Origin of the sequence: Peptoniphilus sp. KCTC 25270 (assembly GCF_021012875.1) — a bacterium.
Taxonomy (GTDB): Bacteria; Bacillota; Clostridia; order Tissierellales; family Peptoniphilaceae; genus JAJMZJ01.
Genome location: NZ_JAJMZJ010000002.1, coordinates 30,457 through 50,655, shown reverse-complemented (window position 1 = coordinate 50,655; position 20,199 = coordinate 30,457). Strand labels below are relative to the sequence as shown.

The 20,199-nt window shown below is 40.1% G+C and carries 15 protein-coding genes; 14 read left to right on the top strand and 1 reads right to left on the bottom strand.

Annotated features, from left to right (window positions below):
• The first annotated feature begins 9 nt into the window (after nt 1-9).
• Together ahpF and LQU94_RS04055 are read left to right on the top strand one after the other, a co-directional pair.
• On the top strand, nt 10-1,542 hold the full coding sequence (ahpF, locus tag LQU94_RS04060; RefSeq protein WP_230696412.1) for an alkyl hydroperoxide reductase subunit F: 1,533 nt from the start codon (nt 10-12) through the stop codon (nt 1,540-1,542).
• A 1,510-nt stretch (nt 1,543-3,052) separates the two neighbouring features.
• Complete coding sequence (locus tag LQU94_RS04055) at nt 3,053-3,994, top strand: hydroxyethylthiazole kinase (protein WP_230696411.1); 942 nt, start codon at nt 3,053-3,055, stop codon at nt 3,992-3,994.
• Between the two features lie 44 nt (nt 3,995-4,038).
• Here the strand turns inward: LQU94_RS04055 and LQU94_RS04050 are convergent, their stop codons facing one another.
• Nucleotides 4,039-6,384 (bottom strand): transglycosylase domain-containing protein, encoded by a 2,346-nt coding sequence (locus LQU94_RS04050; RefSeq protein WP_230696410.1) that lies wholly within the window; start codon nt 6,382-6,384, stop codon nt 4,039-4,041.
• 226 nt (nt 6,385-6,610) lie between these two features.
• Between LQU94_RS04050 and LQU94_RS04045 the strand changes: the two genes are divergently transcribed.
• The 12 genes from LQU94_RS04045 (at nt 6,611) to LQU94_RS03990 (ending at nt 20,171) form a co-directional block, all read left to right on the top strand.
• On the top strand, nt 6,611-7,543 hold the full coding sequence (locus tag LQU94_RS04045) for a P1 family peptidase (RefSeq protein ID WP_230696409.1): 933 nt from the start codon (nt 6,611-6,613) through the stop codon (nt 7,541-7,543).
• A 56-nt stretch (nt 7,544-7,599) separates the two neighbouring features.
• Entirely contained in the window at nt 7,600-8,367 is a 768-nt protein-coding gene (locus LQU94_RS04040) for an ECF transporter S component (protein ID WP_230696408.1), read from the top strand.
• 16 nt (nt 8,368-8,383) lie between these two features.
• Nucleotides 8,384-9,157 (top strand): type III pantothenate kinase, encoded by a 774-nt coding sequence (locus LQU94_RS04035; RefSeq protein ID WP_230696407.1) that lies wholly within the window; start codon nt 8,384-8,386, stop codon nt 9,155-9,157.
• Between the two features lies 1 nt (nt 9,158).
• Nucleotides 9,159-10,133 (top strand): tRNA-dihydrouridine synthase, encoded by a 975-nt coding sequence (locus tag LQU94_RS04030; RefSeq protein ID WP_230696406.1) that lies wholly within the window; start codon nt 9,159-9,161, stop codon nt 10,131-10,133.
• Nucleotides 10,134-10,226: 93 nt separating this feature from the next.
• Complete coding sequence (greA, locus tag LQU94_RS04025; RefSeq protein ID WP_230696405.1) at nt 10,227-10,706, top strand: transcription elongation factor GreA; 480 nt, start codon at nt 10,227-10,229, stop codon at nt 10,704-10,706.
• Between the two features lie 24 nt (nt 10,707-10,730).
• Nucleotides 10,731-12,263 (top strand): lysine--tRNA ligase, encoded by a 1,533-nt coding sequence (gene lysS / locus LQU94_RS04020; RefSeq protein WP_230696404.1) that lies wholly within the window; start codon nt 10,731-10,733, stop codon nt 12,261-12,263.
• Between the two features lie 208 nt (nt 12,264-12,471).
• Entirely contained in the window at nt 12,472-13,224 is a 753-nt protein-coding gene (locus tag LQU94_RS04015; RefSeq protein ID WP_230696403.1) for a class B sortase, read from the top strand.
• 673 nt (nt 13,225-13,897) lie between these two features.
• Nucleotides 13,898-15,583: a G5 domain-containing protein gene (locus tag LQU94_RS08110; protein WP_230696402.1), complete on the top strand. Its 1,686-nt coding sequence runs from the start codon at nt 13,898-13,900 to the stop codon at nt 15,581-15,583.
• A gap of 287 nt (nt 15,584-15,870) precedes the next feature.
• Entirely contained in the window at nt 15,871-17,460 is a 1,590-nt protein-coding gene (locus tag LQU94_RS04005) for a MucBP domain-containing protein (RefSeq protein ID WP_230696401.1), read from the top strand.
• A gap of 39 nt (nt 17,461-17,499) precedes the next feature.
• Entirely contained in the window at nt 17,500-18,072 is a 573-nt protein-coding gene (locus LQU94_RS04000) for a hypothetical protein (RefSeq protein WP_230696400.1), read from the top strand.
• Nucleotides 18,073-18,181: 109 nt separating this feature from the next.
• Nucleotides 18,182-19,363: an S-layer homology domain-containing protein gene (locus LQU94_RS03995; protein WP_230696399.1), complete on the top strand. Its 1,182-nt coding sequence runs from the start codon at nt 18,182-18,184 to the stop codon at nt 19,361-19,363.
• A gap of 124 nt (nt 19,364-19,487) precedes the next feature.
• A complete protein-coding gene (locus LQU94_RS03990) occupies nt 19,488-20,171 on the top strand; it encodes an S-layer homology domain-containing protein (protein WP_230696398.1) in 684 nt (227 codons plus the stop codon).
• Nucleotides 20,172-20,199 lie beyond the last annotated feature (28 nt).

Below are 20,199 nucleotides of genomic sequence, written 5' to 3'. Positions count from 1 at the left end.
GGAAAAATTATGAGTTTAGATCCGAATTTGAAGAGTCAGCTAGCCCAATTTATGGGCCTTTTGGAAAATCCTGTAACCTTCCAATTGAGCCTGGGGGATTGCGAAAACTCAAAACAGTTGAAAGATTTTGTTACAGAAATTGCTGAGATGAGCGATAAAATTTCCATTGTGGAAGAGGCTTTGCCTTTGACGCCTTCTCTTGCAATCAATCGTGCCAATAACGAAAAAAGCGGCATTGTATTTGCCGGTGTTCCCATGGGACACGAATTTGAATCCTTTGTTTTGGCCTTATTGCAAGTGGGAGGTCGTGCACCAAAAATTTCCGATGAACAAGTAAAGAGAATTCAATCCATTGATCGAGAAATTCACTTTGAAACCATCGTTAGTTTAAGTTGCCACAATTGTCCAGAAGTCGTTCAATCCTTTAATATTATGTCCGTTTTGAATCCAAATATCTCCCATACTATGATTGAAGGGGGAACGTTCCAATCTCTTGTAGAAGAACGTGGGATTATGGCGGTTCCAACGGTTTTCTCTAATGGAGAAGATCTTGCCAGTGGACGCTTAAATTTGGATCAAATTTTGGATATGGTCGCAGGACCAAGAGGGGCCGAAGATTTTGGCAATATTGAACCATTCGATGTATTGATTATAGGTGGAGGGCCCGCAGGAGCAGCCTCCGCAGTCTATGCTGCTCGAAAGGGAGTTCGCACCGGTTTAATCGCTGACGAATTTGGCGGCCAAGTAACAGACACTTTAGGGATTGAAAACATCATTGGAATTCTTTATACAGAAGGACCAAAATTTATGGGCCATGTAAAAACCCATGTAGAATCTTACGGCGTCGAAATCATCGACCGAGTAATGGTAGACCATATGGAAACAGAAGATGGAATTGCCGTTTACTTGAACAACGGTGCGAAAATCGAAACGAAGACCTTAATCATTGCAACGGGAGCCCGTTGGAAAATGCTGGGAATTCCAGGAGAAGTGGAACTTCGAAACAAAGGGGTTGCCTATTGTACCCACTGTGACGGACCTTTGTTTAAGGGAAAAACCGTTGCTGTAATCGGGGGAGGAAACTCCGGGGTAGAAGCGGCCATTGACTTAGCCGGAATGGTAAAAGAAGTCATCGTATTAGAGTTTATGCCAGAGTTAAAAGCCGATGATGTATTGCAAGATCGATTGCGTTCTTTACCAAATGTAAAAATCGTAACCAACGCCCAAACAACAGAAATCTCCGGTACTGGAAAAGTAAATGGAATCACCTATGTAAATCGTGAAACGGGAGAAACCGTAAGCGAAGCCATTGAAGGCTGCTTTATTCAAGTCGGCCTAGTACCAAATACAGAATGGGTAGGGGATGAAGTAGAAAAAAATCCACAAGGAGAAATTCTTGTTGATAAATATGGCGCAACCAATATAGAAGGTGTCTATGCGGCAGGAGATTGTACTGACGTAGCCTTCAAACAAATTATGATTGCCTCAGGAAGTGGAGCAACCGCCGCCTTAGGCGCGTTCCAATACCTGATTCGACAATAAAAATATTCAAAAATCTACCAGGGAAGAGAGAGGAGAAATCCTCTCTTTTTCTTTGTTTAGGCGAAAATCTCCCAACTACGTCATTTCGAGGGGTCCTCCTTTTTACATCATTTCGAGGGGGTCCTCCCTTTTATGTCATTTCGAGGGAGCGAAGCGAGTCGAGAAATCTCCCCAGGGGTGAGCGTCCGCCTAGAACAAGGCCCTTGGGCGTGCGAGCGTCCCTCCTTACCACGTCATTTCGAGGGAGCGGAGCGATTCGAGAAATCTCACCGGGGTGGGCGTCCACCTAGGGGAAAGCCCTTGGGTGTGAGAGCGTAAAAGGGATGTGAGATTTCTCCACTCCAAAATTCTTGCAGAATTTTTCCGGTCGAAATGACGTAAATAGCGAAGAAAATTTTTTCCGCGAATCCATACCAATGCTTTTTCGCCAGAAAAAGCCACCTATAGAAAAGCGTTAGGGTAACAAGGGTGGGGGTCCTAGGGGAGGGACATAGGGCGAATCGCAACGCCCTTGTCCCTGCCCCTAGAAAACGAAACACAAAAGAATGAGAAAGTGGGCGAAACTCGCGAAGAAGGAAGAATCAAAAATATCACTTTATTTCCACGGAGCACCCTCCCAACCGCGTCATTTCGACTAAGAAAACCGAAGGTTTTCGCATGGAGAAATCTCACCAGGGTGGGCGTCTACCTAGAGGAAGGCCCTTGTCTACAACGCACCTCCCAACCACGTCATTTCGAGGGAGCGAAGCGATTCGAGAAATCTCACCGGGGTGAGCGTACACCTAGGACAAGGCCTTTGGGGGTGTCAGCGTAAAAGGGATGTGAGATTTCTCCACTCCAAAATCCCTAACGGAATTTTTTCGGTCGAAATGACATAAGTGGCGGGGGAAATCCTATCAAAATTCCTCGAACGAAATGACGTAAACGGATAAGGAAAAAGGGTTTTATTGATTCCAAAGTAACCGAAAACTTCATATACTTTCTCATTTCCTTATTTCTTTACCCGGGGAGGGCGAAGGGAGTTGCGATTCTCCCTCATGCCCTCCCCGGGGCCCCTCCCCTTACACCCTCAAAACGCGCGGAATGTACGCTTTTCTTCGAAAAGCATTCTATGGATCCGTGGCGGATTGACGTTTCTGTTGGGGAAAGAAAGAGAGAGTTACAATTGGTGAGGGAGCACTCTCCCAACCACGTCATTTCGACTAAGAAAAAATGCCAGTTTTTTCGCATGGAGAAATCTCACCGGAGTGAGCGTCTACCTAGAACAAGGCCCTTGGAATTGAGAACGTAAAAGGGATGTGAGATTTCTCCACTCCAAAATCCCTAACGGAATTTTTCCGGTCGAAATGACGTAAGTGGGGCGGAAAAATCCTATCAAAATTCCTCATTCAAAATGACGTAAGTGGCTTGAAATAAATATTTGCAAAACTTTGACAAAAAATTATTGTTTATTTATTATCAATAAGATATAATATAAATAAGAAAACCAATGGAACAATAGGAGGGAATTATGTTAAAGAATGATATTCAACGAGATATTCGCATTACAATGGAAAAAGTAAGAGCGAAGGGACCGATGATTTCTACAATTACCAATACTGTTACGCGAGAATGGATGTCTAATGTTTTAATGGCGACAGGAAGTACGCCGGCGATTGTAAATATGCCAGATGAAGCACTTTCTTTAATTGAATTTACCGATGCAACTTATATTGACATGGGTACGATTCTTCCTGAATATGAGGAAACTCTTTTAGAGGCGGCAAAAAGCCTTCACGAAAAAGGGCACCCTTGGGTTTTGGACCCTGTTTTTGTGGGTGTGGGATCTCTCCGTACAAAAATTTTGAAAGAGTTTAAGGAATATAAGCCTTCTATCGTTCGTGGAAATCCAACAGAAATCATGGTTTTGGCGGATCTTTGGGGGCTAAATGGTGGCGTTCCTTTGGATAGACCTTCTATGGATCCTCAACATGAGGTAATTGAAGCGGAAACGGCAGCGGTTTCTATTGCTCGTTACACAGGCGGTGCTGTGGCTGTTTCAGGAGAGATTGATTTAATCACCGATGGGGAAGTCATTTGCCAGACTTATGGCGGTTCCCATTATATGAGAAAAATTACGGGAACGGGTTGTTCTTTGGCCTTTTTAATGGCGTCCTATTTGACTTGTGCTACTCCTTTAATCGCGGCCATTGCGGCTTCCAATGCTTTCAAATTGGCAGGAACGTTGGCTCAAACGAAATCCAAGGGACCAGGAACCTTCCGGGTGAGCTTTTTAGATGAGTTGTATCGTTTAACTCCCGATGGTGTTTCAGGAAACCGATTTGTTTTGGGCGTTGCTGAAAATGAGGAGCATGAGGGAATTTGCTTAAATTGCCATCAGCCTTGGGATTGGATGACCAAAGAAGATTTGGATGAGAAAGAAGAAGTAAAAATTGATTTGGATAAAATTTAAGATACAAAAAAAGGTTTCGTGAACATTCACGAAACCTTTTTTATTTAATCGTTATTATTGTTGTTGTCGTTGTTATTTGAACTACTTGAAGAACCAGAGCTACTAGAATCGTCAGAATCATTTGTTTCTTTTGGCTTTGGCTTTGGTTTTGGTTTCACGTTTTTGTACAAATCTTTCAAACGACTAGGCGCCGTATCATCAGCGAAATATTCCCTATATCCAGCCCCTGGTAAATAGCGAGTGTACAAACCGTCTTCTGGTTGATCGAAAGCCTTATCTTCCAAATCCTCATGAACATCAGTCATAATCGCCCTCCATAGGCGAGCCGCCATACGAGAGTGGTCTGCCAAAGGAGTAGAATCATCATTTCCTATCCAAACGGATCCTGTGTAATAAGGTGTATAGCCAACAAACCAACTATCTTTTTTATCGTTGGTAGTACCAGTTTTACCCGCTTCATGCATACCAGAAATATTGGCGTAGGTACCAGTTCCTCTACGAACAACGTCCTCTAAAATATTTGTTAAGATAAAGGCATTTTGTGGAGAGGTAATTTGTTTTTCCTCATGGGCATTTTTATACAACTCTTCTCCAGACATATCTTCAATGGAATCGACAAAAGAAGGTTTAATGTAATTTCCTTCATTTGCCAAAGTAGCAAAGGCTCCAGCCATTTGCAATGGACTGATTCCATATGTCATACCACCTAAAGTCATAGAAGAGAAGTTAATGTCGTTATATTTTGGATTGTCATCAGTAGTGATAATGCTTGTAACGCCCATACTTTGTAAAGTATTGGCCATCATAACATTGGCTTTGTCTGCATCTGGATCCAAACTCTTTCCAACAAGATAAGCTCCAACGTTGGAAGATTTAATTAACAAACGGCGAACCGTAGTATATCCTTGGTAGCCCGTAGAGTTCTTTGGACGATAAGGTCCAGAAGTTAATGGCAAATCGCGGAAAACATCTCCCGCTGTCCCATTATTATTCAACAAAGTTAAATAAGGACCAATGGGTTTAATAGAAGAACCAGGTTGGCGAGGGTTTTTCGCACGGTTCAAAATATTATTTCCACCAATTCCACGACCGCCGACAATGGCAGCAACAGAACCTGTGTGTTGATCTAAGATAACCACTCCAACTTGTGGTTGGATGATTCCATTTTCGTCATAGTGACGACCAGGGAAATAGCGGTTGTCGTTGACTCTATTTTCCAAATCTTTTTGCATATCCAAATTCAAAGAAGTATGGATTTTCAAACCGCCATTATATAGAAGATTTTGTGCTTCTTCCTTAGAATGGCCTTTTTCTTCAAGGATTTCTAAAACTTCATCCTTTACAGCATCTACATAATAAGAAGAGATTCCCTTTGTACGAGTTTCTCCCAATTTGATTTGAATGTCCTCGTTGCGAGCCGCTTCTTCTGTATCGGCATCAATCATGCCCAATTTTAACATTTGGCGAAGAATCAATTCTTGGCGTTCTTTTGCTTTCGGATTTTCTTGCGTGGTACGAAGAAGAATTTCTCCCTTTTGTACTTGTTGCAAATCGAAATTATCAATTCGTCCCAAATCCGCTAATTGTTGGCCAATTTCCTTTTCCTCATCGGTAGACTCTTCATTGGTCGTACTTGTAGGAAGAAGAATTAAATTGATGTTTTCCAAATCGGCATTTTCATCAACGGGAACCATATTGTATGGCGTATAGGTACTAGGACGATTGGTAATTCCAACAATCATAGCTCCCTCAGCCAAGCTAAGTTCAGAAGCATCCTTATCAAAGAATGTCTTAGCGGCGGCTTGAATTCCAACCGCTCCCTTTGAGAAAGAAGCAGAATTCAAATACGCTTCTAAAATTTGATCCTTACTTAAATTGCTTTCCATTTGGAAAGAATAGTAAATATCTTTTAATTTTCTTTCAATGGACTTTTCCTGTGTGGTAAACAAGTTTTTTGCTACCTGCATAGTAATGGTACTCGCGCCAGAAGAAAAGTCTTTAGCCCGAATATTTTCCCACATAGAAGAGCCCAAACGGCGGAAATCGACTCCGTTGTGTTGGTAAAAACGCTCATCTTCAATGGCAATAGCAGCTTGTTGCACCGACTTTGGAATTTTATCCAAGGAAACATAATCCTTAAATTCATTTTGTACTAATTTTTCAACAGGTTCATCGTCTTTGTCATAGATTTCTGACGTTTCTGAAATCAACGCACGGATATTGTGAACGTCCACTTCAGGAGATTTCTCAATAGCAGCAATAGCAAAAGCTGCAAGAGAACCAACCGCCATAACACCAACAATGACAATGAGCAAAAACAGAATCTTAAACGCAGAACTCCAACGGAGAACGGCCTTATCTGCTTTTGAATCTTGTGGTCTACGATTCATTAGGTAACCTCCCTTACCTACTCATTATAACAAAATTTTTGTAAAAACAGTATAATATCCCTTACATTATAGAGAGTTATTCTAGAGAAATGGGTTAAAAATTAGTTACAATTCCAATATTTATCTAAAAATTTGAAAGAAACGAATTTTTTCAAAGAAATTGGTATAAAAATGACAAAAGAAAAATCTCTATGTTATAATAGTCTCGCAAGAAAAGAGGTGGAATATGTACGAAGGATATCTTAGTGATATTTCTGGAATCAAAGTAGGACATTTTCAAGACGACGAAGCCAAAACCGGCGTAACGGTAGTATTGCCTCCTGAAGGGAATACTTGTGCTGTCGATGTACGAGGGGGCGCCCCTGGTACAAGGGAAACGGATCTGCTAAAACCAGAGAATTCGGTTAGTGAAGTACACGCTCTATTGCTTAGTGGAGGAAGCGCCTACGGGTTGGCTGCATCCATTGGCGTAATGGAAGCCTTGGAAAAAGATGGGAAGGGATTTGATGTAGGAGTAGGAAAAGTTCCTATCGTTCCTCAAGCCGTGTTGTTCGATTTGGCTTACGGATCCGCCAATGTGCGTCCAGATGCAGAAATGGGGAAAAAGGCTTACGAAAACGCAAAAATCGGAAGCCAATCCCAAGGATGTGTTGGAGCCGGATGTGGAGCCACAGTAGGAAAAGCTCTCGGAATGGAATATGTTACCAAAAGTGGCCTAGGAAGTGCTACAGTAACATTGGGAGATTTGAAAGTATCCGCTCTTGTCGCCGTAAATGCCTTTGGGGAAATTTACGACGCCGAAACAGGAAAACAAATCGCCGGCGTACAAAAAGAAGGAAAATTTTTAAGAATCATGGATCTTCTGGGAACGATGAAAGGAGGTTTTGCCGATATAGAAGGGCAAAATACCACCATAGGAATCGTAGCCACAAACGCCACATTTAACAAAACTCAATTAAGCAAACTTGCCTCCATAACCCATAATGGCTACGCAAGAAGCATCTTCCCCGTTCACACTTTATTAGACGGCGATACGATTTTTGCCCTAGCCACCAATGAGGTAGAAGCAGACTTAAATGTAGTAGGCGCCATGGCGACCAAAGCCATGTCCATGGCTATAGCCAATAGCATTTACTCTGTGCATGGAGAAAGTAAGTAAGTAAGAAACACAAAGAACAAGACCGGTATCTGAAAAGAACTGGATCAGGAGGAAAAATGGAAAAACAATTGAAGAAACAGAAAAGCAGTCGCTTAACCACTCGCAAAATGGTAATGACCGGGTTATTGGGAGCCATAACTGTGGTTCTTGGACAGACACCCCTAGGGTTTGTTCCCATAGGACCTTTGAACGCAACCACAATGCATATTCCTGTAATCATCGGGGCCATTTTAGAAGGACCGATTGTAGGAGCATTGGTAGGGTTGATTTTCGGGCTAAGTTCTCTATTTAACGCAATTACCCGTCCAACCCCAATCAGTATTGTATTTTACAATCCGCTGATTTCTATTTTGCCACGGATTTTGATTGGGCTCATTGCCTACTTTATCTACCGTGCCTTGCGAAACGTAGAAGGAAAGAATCTTCGAATCGTAGGCAGCGCCGTATGGATTGGAATCATCGCCTTTTTACTAAAAGGGATTATCCAAGCCATTCAAGGGGCGACTTATAGCGTTAGTTTCTATCTAAATATATTGTTCGTAATTGTATCCATCGTGTTGTTAGTAATGATGAATCGCAGCAAAAAAGGCAACGAAGCCGTAATGATTTCCGCTTTTTTAACTACAATGGCCCATTCCCTAATGGTATTAGGAGGAATTTACTTCCTCTATGCAGAAACCTATATGACCAACTTAGGGTTGCCTGTAGAAACAGCCCGAGCCACTATTTTCGGAGCCATTATCACATCTGGTGTTCCAGAAGGGATTTTAGCCGTAATCATTAGTACCGCCGTATTGGCCGCTGTTTGGAAATCAAAAAAATAAAAAGTAAAGGTGAAACATGTTATTAGTAGTAGACGTAGGAAATACCAATATTGTATTTGGTGTATATAAAGGAGAAACATTAATCCATGACTGGAGAATTTCTTCCGATAAAGCGAAGACCAGTGATGAATACGGAATGTTGATCACACAAATTTTAGACAACGTAAATATCAAACCAGCCACAGTAAAGGCCATTATCATCAGTTCCGTAGTGCCAAATTTAATGTACACTCTACAAAACATGGTGGTAAAATACTTTAACCGAGAACCAATTATTGTAGGAGTTGGCGTAAAAACCGGCATTAACATTCGTTACGACAATCCACGAGAAGTGGGGGCTGACCGAATTGTAAACGCCGTAGCGGTAACGCAAACTTATAAAGGGCCCTGTATTATTATTGACGTCGGAACGGCCATCACTTTCTGTGTGGTAGACGAACACAAAAATTATATAGGCGGCCTAATTTTACCAGGAATTGGAATTTCAGCAGAAGCTCTAGTAACAAGAACGGCAAAATTGCCAAAAGTTGAAATTGTACGTCCAGAAAAGGTCATTGGAAAAACCACTGTAAGTAGCATGCAAAGTGGTTTGTATTTCGGATTTTCAAGAATGATCGATGGAATCATCGGCGACATTTGCGATGAAATTCAAATGGAACCGAAAGACGTAAACATTATTGCAACTGGTGGATTCTCAGGCCTATTATTAGGGGAGAGCGAATATGATGTAATCATCAGCCGAGATTTAACTCTCCACGGCTTGCGATACATCTATGAAATGAATAAATAATATGAAAAAACAAAAGAAATTTATCTTGGCACTAGCCCCCATGGCCGGTTATACCGACTTGGCATTCCGTCGTTTGGCCTCTCAATATGAATTGGATTGGTCAACGACAGAAATGGTTAGTGCCAAGGCACTTTTTTATGGAGATAAAAAAACAAAATCCCTAATGAAAGTGGCACCAGACGAAGCCAAAGTATCTCTTCAACTCTTTGGAGAAGACCCTAAAATTATGGGAAAAGTTATTGGCGATCTTTCCCAAAACCCTCTCCCTTACGAATCCTTTGACATCAACATGGGGTGTCCCGCTCCGAAAATCGTAAAATCCGGTGCGGGAAGTGCCCTGTTAAACGATTTAGAACGAGGGAAGAGAATGATGGAGGAAGCCGTAAAAAACAGTTCCATTCCCATTTCCATAAAAGTACGAAAAGGATTTTTAGAAGGAGAAACAACCGGCCTTGCTATGGCAAAAGCCGCCCAAGAAATGGGCATATCTTGGATTACGGTCCATGGCCGAAGCCGAGAAGCCTATTATTCTGGCCACAGTGATTGGGATTTTATTGGGGAAGTAGCGGAAGAAATCAACATTCCCGTCATTGCCAACGGAGATATCAAAACTCCAGAAGACGCCCACTTTTTCTATGAAAAAACCCGTTGCCAAGGAATTGCCATAGGACGAGAAGCCGTTGGAAAACCCTATATTTTCAAACAATTAAAAGAAAGCCTAAAAGGAAATCCTATCTCAGAATATTCTCTTTCAGAGCGAATCCAAATGGGACGAGAGCAACTGGTAATGACTCTAGAAGACAAAGACGAACGGCTGGCCATTTTAGAAATGCGAAAGCACTTTATCCACTATTTCCGTGGAATTCCAGATGCCAAAAAAATTCGTGACCGTCTAATGACATTAAAAACCAAAGAAGAAGTCCTGGAATTTGTGGAAGAAATCTACCGAAAAAACGGCGGAAACATTGACAAATAGGGAAATTGTTTGTATAATAATTGAATTGAACCAAGAATGTAAAGGCCCTAATAATTTAGGGCTTTTCTTATAGTAGAGAGTGAGGAAATTAGGATGGTAGAAAAGGATATATTTTTTACGCCTGAAGGGCTTAAAAAAATCGAAGAAGAAATCGACGAACTAAAAACCGTACGTCGTAAAGAAGTTGCCGAAAGAATCAAAGTAGCCTTAGGATATGGAGATCTTTCTGAAAACTCAGAATATGACGAAGCGAAAAATGAACAAGCACAAGTAGAAGAACGTATCGCAAAACTAGAAATGATGCTACGTAATGCCGTAGTAATCGAAGAGGGCGACTTAAGCGAAGACAGCATCAACGTCGGTTCCATTGTAGAAGTAAAGGATTTGGATACAGGAGATGTAGACGAATACAACATTGTCGGAAGTGCAGAAGCCGATCCATTAGAAGGAAAAATTTCCAACGAAAGCCCCATTGGAGCAGGACTTATGGGTCTAGGTGTAGGCGATGTAGCAGAAATCGACGTACCACAAGGACAAGTACGATTAGAGGTATTAAAAATATCTATCGCATAAGAAACGATAAATAAGGAGGACAGTATGGCAAAAGGCGAAAAAACGAGTGAAGTAAGATTACGGAAATTAGAAAAAGTTCAAGGATTAATTGACGAAGGAAATTCCCCTTACTTAGCAGAAAAATACGACGTAGATACTTACACTTCTCAAATAAAAGACAACTTTGAAGAAATGGAAGGAAAAGCCGTATCCTTAGCAGGACGTGTTGTATCCAAACGTGGCCACGGAAAAATTACGTTTATGGACTTGTTAGATACCTATGGACAAGTACAAATTTTTGCAAAAAAAGACTTATTGGAAGAAGACTATAACAATGCAAAAGCCGTTGACACAGGAGATTTCATTGGTGTAAAAGGAGAAGTATTCCGTACACAAGCAGGAGAGATTTCTGTTCGTGCTACAGAGCTAAAACTTTTAAGTAAAAGTGTTCAAGTTTTGCCAGAAAAATTCCATGGACTAAAAAATCAAGATTTACGCTATCGTCAAAGATACGTAGACTTAATCGTAAACCCAGATGTAAGAGAAGTATTCTTCAAACGTAGCGGAATCATTCGCGGAATCAGAGAATATCTAGACAACCGTGGATTCCTAGAAGTAGAAACGCCAATCCTAGGAAACGTAGCCGGTGGAGCCAACGCAAGACCATTCTTGACTCACCACAACGCCCTAGACATTGACTTACAAATGCGTATTGCCAACGAATTGTTCCTAAAACGACTAATCGTCGGAGGATTCGATAAAGTATACGAAATGGGAAAAATGTTCCGAAACGAAGGAATGGACACTCGTCACAACCCAGAATTTACCAATATGGAATTGTACCAAGCCTACGTAGATATGGACGAAATGATGGTAATTACAGAAGAATTGTTTGCCTACGTAGCAGAAAAAGTATTGGGAACAACAAAAATCAACTACCAAGGCCAAGATTTGGATTTAACGCCACCATGGAAGAGAATCAAAATGGAAGACGCCGTAAAAGAATACGCTGGCGTAGATTTCAGCCAAATTGAAACCGACGAAGAAGCCTTAGCCATTGCTAAAGAAAAGGGACTAGAAGTAGAACCATTCTGGACAAGAGGCCACGTAATTTCTGAAATGTTTGAAGAATTCTGTGAAGAGCATATGATTCAGCCAACATTCGTAACCGGTCATCCAGTAGAAGTGAGTCCTCTAGCAAAAAGAGATCCAAAAGATCCAAGAATTACACGACGCTTTGAAGCTTTTATTAATACATGGGAATTGGCCAACGCCTTTAGCGAATTAAATGACCCAATCGATCAAAGACAAAGATTTGAAGATCAAGTAAAAGATCGAGACGCCGGAGATGACGAAGCCCATCCAATGGATTACGACTTCGTAAACGCAATTGAAGTTGGATTGCCACCAACAGGAGGATTGGGAATCGGGGTAGACCGTATGATTATGCTACTAACCGATCAATCTAGCATCCGTGATATTGTATTCTTCCCAACCATGAAACCATTCGACTACGAAAAAGGAAACCAAGACGAATTGGATTGGGGTTCTGAAGAAGAAGAAGAAGAAGAAGAGTAAATAAAAGGAAGAAAAAGCAGAGGAGAAATCCTCTGTTTTTTTGATGGAAAGAGAGAAAAACAAACAAAAACAAATATGATTATTAAAGTTCGACATAGCTTAATAAATTCTTGCAATCTACATAAATATGGGATAAAATCATACAATAAAAAAGAGCAAAGAAGTAGGTTTTTAGACGAAAAGAGAAAATAGAGGAGGTGGACGATTTATGAGCAAAGGAAAGATATGGGCCATGGTTGAAATCTTTGCCATTGGAATTCTCCTGATTCTCTTAATTTTTTTTGCCAAACGAAAAATAGACGATCATCAATTTGCCAAAGAACAAGCTCAATGGAAATCGGTAGTTCAAACCGAAATCGCTCAAGTAGATTGGAAGGCAAATCGTGACCAAATGGCTATAGAACAAGTAGAAAAAATTCGAGAAAAATATCCCGCCGTTATAGGAATTATTGAAATTCCTGGCACAGACATTCTCTTTCCCATCGTTCAAGGAGAAGACAACGAATTCTATCTCCACCACGACAAAGAAGGAAACAAGCATCCCTTTGGAGAGATTTTTCTCGATCGGGCCAACAATCCCAATTTTATGGACCAAAACTCCGTCATCTACGGCCACAACATTCGTCAAGCAAAAACTCTTTTCAACGGACTTTTGCAATACGAAAACCAAGAATTTTACGAAACACATAAAGAAATCAACGTCTATACTCTAGACGGGTTCAAAGGTTATGAAATTGTAAGCGCCTTCCATGCCAAACCAGAAGAACCTTATCGGGAGACGCAGTTTGAAAATATCTTCGCTTACAAAGATTTTCAAAACAAATACATGGATTTTTCTATGGTAAAAACCAATGGACAAACAATAAACAACGTAGAAAATCGCAAAATGTTAACTCTCTCCACTTGCTTTACCAAAACCGTTCGCATGGTGGTGCAAGGGGTAGAAAGAATCGAAGAATAAATAGAAAAGAAAAAGAACACTAAAAAGAAGGGGACATTATGAAAAACAAATTGGAAAATATGAAAAAATACCCAAATACGGGGCAAGAAAGTTAAAAATTGGTTTTATCCCTGTACTTTTGGCTTTTGCTATGGTAATGGGGCCCGCCATGCCTATGCTTCAAGTTTTAGGTCCACAAGTAGCCTATGCAACTGAAATTTTCCAGACAGAGATGATTCATGGAAATATGCCATAACTGATGGGACTCTATCAGGAGACACGATTCCAGTCGTTGAAGGAACAGGCTCTGAACCGTGGAGAAACAACTTTAAACCAGCACCAGGTAACATCAGTGGTATTGCTACATGGGATTTTAATGTACTACAAGGTAGTGAAACTATAAACCCATGGAAGCCTGAACTTGGAAATATGTTTGCAAATCACCCTGATTATTGGGATTGGGAAATAGATTCTGTACATGATGCTGGAATGTTTGAAGGAGTATTCCCAGGGGCACAATTTGCGGTAGACCAGGAAGGGAAATGATTTATCTAAGTGTAGACTATACAAAAGTCTCACCACTAGCCACAAGCCCTACTCAATCTACAGTAGAGTTTCCAGGAATCGGTACGATGAACAAGGCGGTGTTCCTGGTGAAGTTGTAACGAAGGTTACTACAATTGTTAAAGATGGCGTGCCTACAACAACGACTGAAATTGTTTCTGAAACGGATCCAGTAGAAAAAGTAATTACGATTGGTGTAGCGGATGCAGGTTCAGAATACTCATACGAAGAAGACCTACCATTTGAAACTGAGATTGTTTATGACGACACTTTAGATGCAGGTCAATCAGTAGTAGACCAAGAAGGTGTATTAGGCAAGAGAACAACTACAACTACATTTGAACTAGTTGATGGTAAAATTGTTGAAGGAGAACCAACTGTTACGGAAACAGCTCCTACAAAACAAATCATCAGAGTAGGTACTAAACCAACTACTCAAAATGGCGAGTTTAAGTATGACTATGAAACAGAGCAAGCTTTTGATGTTGTTGTCATTTATGATGAAAACCTAGAAGCTGGCAAAGAAGAAGTCGTACAAGAAGGACAAATCGGTAAAACTAAGATTGAAGGTATTGTTGTTTATGAAGATGGTGAAATTGTAGATAGCAAAACTACAACTACAACAATCCAAGAGAAAAAAGACAAAATTATCAAAGTCGGCACAAAACCAACCGAAAAAGAAATTGAAGTCACTAAAGACCATGCTGTAGTAATTGTAAACTATGTAGACGAAAAGGGTCTTCCAATTGCTTCTACTGTTGTAGATTCTGTAGAATTAAAAGGCTCAGCATATGATACTACAGATAACAAGCCAGCAACTATAGACTTTAATGGCAAAACTTATGAATTAGTTAAGGTTAAAGAAGGAGATTCTGAAACTGGGAAAATGGAAGAAACTCTTACTCAAGTAACTTACGTTTATAAGTTGGTAGAAACTCCTGTTACGCCAGAGGATCCTGAAGAGCCAATAGATCCAGTTACTCCAGAGGATCCAAAAGATCCTATTGTTGAGGGAAAAACAACTTCTTATAAAACAATAGATGGGCGGGAGTTATATCCTACAAGTAAGGGGATTTTGGATAAAAAAGATTTTACAGGTTATGAGTTTGTAGAAAAGATAGTGGATGCAAAGGGGAATATAACTTATATTTATAAGTTGAAAGAAACTCCTGTAACTCCAACAGATCCTACCAAACCAGAAGATCCTGAAAAACCTACAGATCCAGTGGCTCCTGAAAAGCCAGTTACAAAATATGTGGATAAAGATGGAAATGTAGTTGCGAAACAAGAGGATGGTAAGAGTCCTAAGAAAGATGTTGATGGATATGAATTTGTGGAAACAAAAACAGATGAAAATGGAAACACAATTCATATTTATAAGAAACCAGAATCAACGACTTCTGAAAAAGACGTGGATACCTCTTTTGTAGATAAAGATGGTAAGGCGATTGTTCCTAAGGAAGAGGGAGCGAAGGATAAGAAAGATTTGGATGGCTATAAATTTGTAGCAACGAAGAAAGATGACAAGGGCAATATTACCCATGTTTATGAAAAAGTTGCAACAACTCCAAGCACTCCAAGTACTCCAAGTACTTCCACTACTTCTACTTCTAGAACTTCTAGTCCTGTAACAACAACATCCACTTCAGCGAAGAACACAAATCCACAAACTTTGGTTCCTGGATATGCGGTTTACGCTTTTGGAATTTTCGGCGCTTCTGCCTTGGCGTTGTTCGCGGAAAAACAAAGAAGAAAAAATAGTGGTACGTTAAGTGGCAAGGAAGAAGAGGAAGAGGAAAAATCTTCCAACAAATAAGAGAAAAGAGAGATAGGCTTAGCCTGTCTCTTTTTTTTGTGGAAAATTTTAGGGGAGAAAGATAATGGTATAGGTTGAAATTGTTATGTTTCTAGGATAAAATTGTTATAATAAAAAATAATTAGAGGAGTTATTTTTCTACAAGGAGATTTTTTTTGTAGAAGGAAAGAAAAGGTTTTCAAAATGTGGATTTTTTATAGAAAGAAATGTAGCTTTTCTTGGCTTTCTAGGGGATTTTAGAAATTATAAAAATCAAAGAAGAGACTTTATAAAGAGGAGGGGACAGTATGAAGAGAACAGACGGAAATAAAGGGGCCAAATATGGTATGCGGAAATTAAAAGTTGGATTTGTGCCTGTGCTTTTGGCTTTTTCCATTGTTATGGGGCCTACTGTGTTGGCGTTGCCTATGGGGGAATCTCAAAGGGTTTATGCAGCAGAGAGTATTGTAGATAAGACCAAAGGGGTTGTATTGGTTCATTATGTGGACACCATGGAAAATACAATCGCTCCTTCTGTTGTAGATAGTATTGGGGATTTGAACTCTTCTTATAATACGACTGATAATGGGATGAAGCCTGAGAAAATTACATATAAGGAAAAGGAATATACTTTGCTTAAAGATAAGGTAGAGGGAGAGGAAAAGGGGACCATTAAAACGGCTATAACCAATATTACCTATGTTTATAAGACAGAGGAAACAATTACGAAATACGTTGATATTGAGGGAAAAGAGATCAAAGAGGCAGAAATTGGAGAAAAGCCAAAAGTAGAGATTAAGGACTATACTTTTTTGGATACAAAGACGGATGCGTATAAAAATCGAACCCATATTTACGTAAAGACGGAGTCTATTCCGGATCAACCTGTCCAAGAAATACAGACGGATTATGTGGATGAGTCAGGAAAAGAGATAATAAAAAGCAAAGTGGGAGTTCAACCGAGGTTGGAAATTCCGCAATACATTTGGGTGAAGACGGAAATTGACGGAAATCATATTCAACATGTGTATAAATCGGTAACGGAAGAAAAAGCGTTTGTGACGAAATATGTAGATGAAACGGGGAAGTCTATTGCTGGAGATGAAAAGGGAATTGCTCCTCAAAAAGAAATTTCGGATTATGAGTTTGTGAAGACGGAAATTGGAAAAGAGGGAAATGTTCTTCATATTTATAAATCCACAAGGGCTCCAATTGAAAAAGTCGTTACGAATTTTAGAGACGAAAAAGGCGTGTCTTTAGAACCGACAGTGGCTGGAAAACAAGAGAAAAAAGTGATTTCGGGTTATGAATTTGTAGAAACAAAAGTGGATGAGAATGGGAATGTTACTCATATTTACAGGGAAGTAAAGGATCCAACGAAACCAGAGACACCAGAGAATGTAGTGACAAAATATGTAGATAAAGATGGGCAAGAGGTTGCCAAAGAACAAGAAGGAAAGATGCCTAAGAAGGACGTTGCGGGGTATAAATTTTTAGAAAGCAAAACGGATAAGGAAGGAAACATTCTTCATGTTTATGAAAAGTTGCCGCCTGCGACTCCTGTTGAAACCTATTATGTAGATAAAGAGGGGAAATTCATTATTCCTAAGGAAGAAGGAGCAAAGGATAAGAGGGATTTGAATGGCTATAAATTTATAGCAACAAAGAAGGACGATAAGGGAAATATTACCCATATTTATGAAAAAATTACAACATCTTCTACTTCGAAACCAACGAATACGACTTCTACTCCTACCTCTACTACAACGACAACGACGAATACTACGAAAAGTTCCAATCCTCAAACCTTTGTTTCAGGATATGGAATGCATGCTTTGGGAATTTTAGGAGCTTCTGCTTTGGCGTTGTTTGCGGAGAAACAAAGAAGAAAGAAGTAGGATATATAAAAAGATAGAATAAATTTGGAAGGAGAAAAGATGAAGAAAATATCGCTTTTGTGTTGTTTGCTTATGATTTGCGGGTTTGGTTTAATAGGTTGCGGCTCTTCTTCTGTTACAGAAGAGGGAAATGAAGCAATAGAGCCAGGATCTGTGGAATCTTTGGCGGATTTTTCTGAAAATGAGCTGGAGTATAATGTAGAAAATCGAGATCGCTATTCTTTGCCGGAACTCAAGGGAGAAATTCCGGAAAATGGAGACAGCCATCTGATTGCCGTTGAAGAATTAGGAGATGTGACGGAGGTAGAAGGGGATGTTATTTTAATGTCCCGAGGCCTTGGAGATCTTCATGAAGCGGCGGATGATTATATTTTAATCGGGGAAGATATTTCTGGCGTGGGCTATTATGTTTTAGAAAATATCGGCGAGGGGAATATCGATTATACTCTTTATAGTAAAGAGGGGATTTTGAAAATTCCTATGGAATCAGGGGATACTGTGACCCTGGATTTGACTTTCCAAGAAGGACAGGTAGATGTTTTGCGAGATGTGATTTCAGCAGAAAAACCAGAGGGTTCTTCTTTGCGGATGACTTTATATTGGCAAAAATAAAGAAAAGAGGGCGAAGGCTCTCTTTTTTGTTGTGTTTTTCTTCTTGATTCCGTGAAATTCCCCTATGTTTGTGGTATAAATAAATGGAATAAACAAAGTAGGTGTTTTTATGAAAAAAATTTGCAATAAAATAGTGGGAATTTCCTTGGCTTTATCTTTGCTTCCACAAGTGGTTTTTGCTCAGGGAAATTCTTTTTCAGATATGCCCAATGAGGGAATGTGGTCTTATTCGGGATTAAAATATTCTGTAGAAAAAGGGTATTTGTCTGGTTTCCCTAATGGGCAGTTACGCCCAGGAGAGAATTTAACTCGAGCTCAATTGATTACGATTATGAATCGGGTGATGGGGAATGAGAAAAAAGCAGATATTTCTTATCTTGTGGATGTTTCGGAGACCCAGTGGTTTTATGAGGAAATTTCTAAAGGTGTAGCAGCGGGTTTTATTCGTGGAACTTCAGAGGAAACTATGTCGCCTCTTCGTCCCATTTCTCGCCAAGAAGCCTTTACGATTATGGCACGAATTATTGAGCCTACTTCTTATCATTTAACTCGATTGAATGCCTTCGAAGATGGGGAAGATGTAGATTTTTGGGCAGCGCCTAGTGTAGCTGGACTTGTTGAATTGGGAATTATTCAAGGGGAGAGAAATCATCTCTATCCTTTGAATCGAATTTCTCGGGCAGAGTTTGCTAAGATCATTTATGAATGGAAGCATTTAGAAGAAAATCCTTCAGAGGAATCGGATGTACCAAAGCCTATTTCGGATTCTGTGATTCCGGAGCTGGATAGTTTGGGAAAAGAGAAAGTTTTTACCCTAAGCGATGGAACAAAGGTCATTGGTTATTCTTTGCCAAAGGAATATGGGGAGGCTTTACTCTATCGAATCAATTTGTATCGTTGGGAACATCAATTGAGTACGGTTTCTCATTTGGAAGATTTAGACACTCATTCTTTGGAACGAGCAAAGGAAGAAGCTTACCAGTGGAAAAGCAAGGGCTTTATCGATCATCAACGTCCCAATGGAGATTGGTATGATGGAAGAGAAGTTCCCAAGGAGTTTCAGGAATCCTTTTCTCAAGTTGTAGAAGTGGCTTTATCTACAGAATATTCAAAAGACATTAAATTTAAGTCTGTAGATGAGTTAATTGAAGATTTGTTCCAACTATGGGAAAACTCTCCTTCCCACAATCGAGCCATGTTGCATCGTAAAGTGGAAGTAGGGGGTATTGGATTGTTTTATGCACCAGAAAATCGATCTTTAACAGCCGTTTATACCATGGCCAATGAATAGAGATGGAGAGGTAAAATGTTAAAAAAGTTGGAATGATTTGCAGGGACTGTTTTATAAGGTAAGAAAAAAGGAATTGGAAAAGAAAAGAGAAAGACGAACCTTTACAAGAGATAGGAGAGGAAATATGAAAAAGAAAATTTTGGCGGCAATCCTTTCGGGACTGTGTATTTTTTCCATGGCAGCACCTGTATATGCGGCGAATTTCAAGGATATGCCGGACCAAGACAATTGGGCCTATTCTAGTTTGAAATTTGCAACGGATAAGGGCTATTTAACCGGTTTTGATGATGGAACGCTTCGCCCATGGAAGACATTAACGCGAGCTCAGTTGATTGCTATAATGAATCGTGTTATGGGAAATACAAAGGAAGCGGATTTGTCGGCTTTTACAGATGTTTCTAGGAGCGACTGGTTCTATCATGAAATTGCCAAAGGAGTAGCGGCAGGAATTACTACGGGAACTTCTGAAATAACGATGTCTCCAAATAAACAAATTACCCGGGAAGAAGGATTTACCATTTTGGCTCGTGTGATGAACGTTTCTTCTTCTAATACGAAAGTTTTGAATCAATTCTTTGATGGAAACAAAATTCGAGATTGGGCAAAACCTGGAATTATTGCTTTGATTGAGCGAGGAATTGTAAGTGGTAGCGAAGGATATCTTTCTCCCGATAATGACATTCTTCGAGCAGAGTTTGCAAAAATCATATATATGTATGTAGGGAATCCTTCTGGGAAGGAAGAGAAAGATCCTGTTGTGAACCCAACGAAACCAGGGGAGACAATCCAGGAACCAATCCTGTTGTAAATCCAACGAAACCAGGGGAAGACAATCC

Bases quoted from the DNA above. Each gene is read 5' to 3' on its own strand.
- LQU94_RS04030 (WP_230696406.1), top strand. From the start codon at position 9,159: ATGAAAAAACAAAAGAAATTTATCTTGGCACTAGCCCCCATGGCCGGT.
- LQU94_RS04040 (WP_230696408.1), top strand. From the start codon at position 7,600: ATGGAAAAACAATTGAAGAAACAGAAAAGCAGTCGCTTAACCACTCGC.
- LQU94_RS04015 (WP_230696403.1), top strand. From the start codon at position 12,472: ATGAGCAAAGGAAAGATATGGGCCATGGTTGAAATCTTTGCCATTGGA.
- greA (WP_230696405.1), top strand. From the start codon at position 10,227: ATGGTAGAAAAGGATATATTTTTTACGCCTGAAGGGCTTAAAAAAATC.
- LQU94_RS04005 (WP_230696401.1), top strand. From the start codon at position 15,871: ATGAAGAGAACAGACGGAAATAAAGGGGCCAAATATGGTATGCGGAAA.
- LQU94_RS04000 (WP_230696400.1), top strand. From the start codon at position 17,500: ATGAAGAAAATATCGCTTTTGTGTTGTTTGCTTATGATTTGCGGGTTT.
- LQU94_RS04055 (WP_230696411.1), top strand. From the start codon at position 3,053: ATGTTAAAGAATGATATTCAACGAGATATTCGCATTACAATGGAAAAA.
- lysS (WP_230696404.1), top strand. From the start codon at position 10,731: ATGGCAAAAGGCGAAAAAACGAGTGAAGTAAGATTACGGAAATTAGAA.
- LQU94_RS03990 (WP_230696398.1), top strand. From the start codon at position 19,488: ATGAAAAAGAAAATTTTGGCGGCAATCCTTTCGGGACTGTGTATTTTT.
- LQU94_RS03995 (WP_230696399.1), top strand. From the start codon at position 18,182: ATGAAAAAAATTTGCAATAAAATAGTGGGAATTTCCTTGGCTTTATCT.
- ahpF (WP_230696412.1), top strand. From the start codon at position 10: ATGAGTTTAGATCCGAATTTGAAGAGTCAGCTAGCCCAATTTATGGGC.
- LQU94_RS04050 (WP_230696410.1), bottom strand. From the start codon at position 6,384: ATGAATCGTAGACCACAAGATTCAAAAGCAGATAAGGCCGTTCTCCGT.
- LQU94_RS04045 (WP_230696409.1), top strand. From the start codon at position 6,611: ATGTACGAAGGATATCTTAGTGATATTTCTGGAATCAAAGTAGGACAT.
- LQU94_RS04035 (WP_230696407.1), top strand. From the start codon at position 8,384: ATGTTATTAGTAGTAGACGTAGGAAATACCAATATTGTATTTGGTGTA.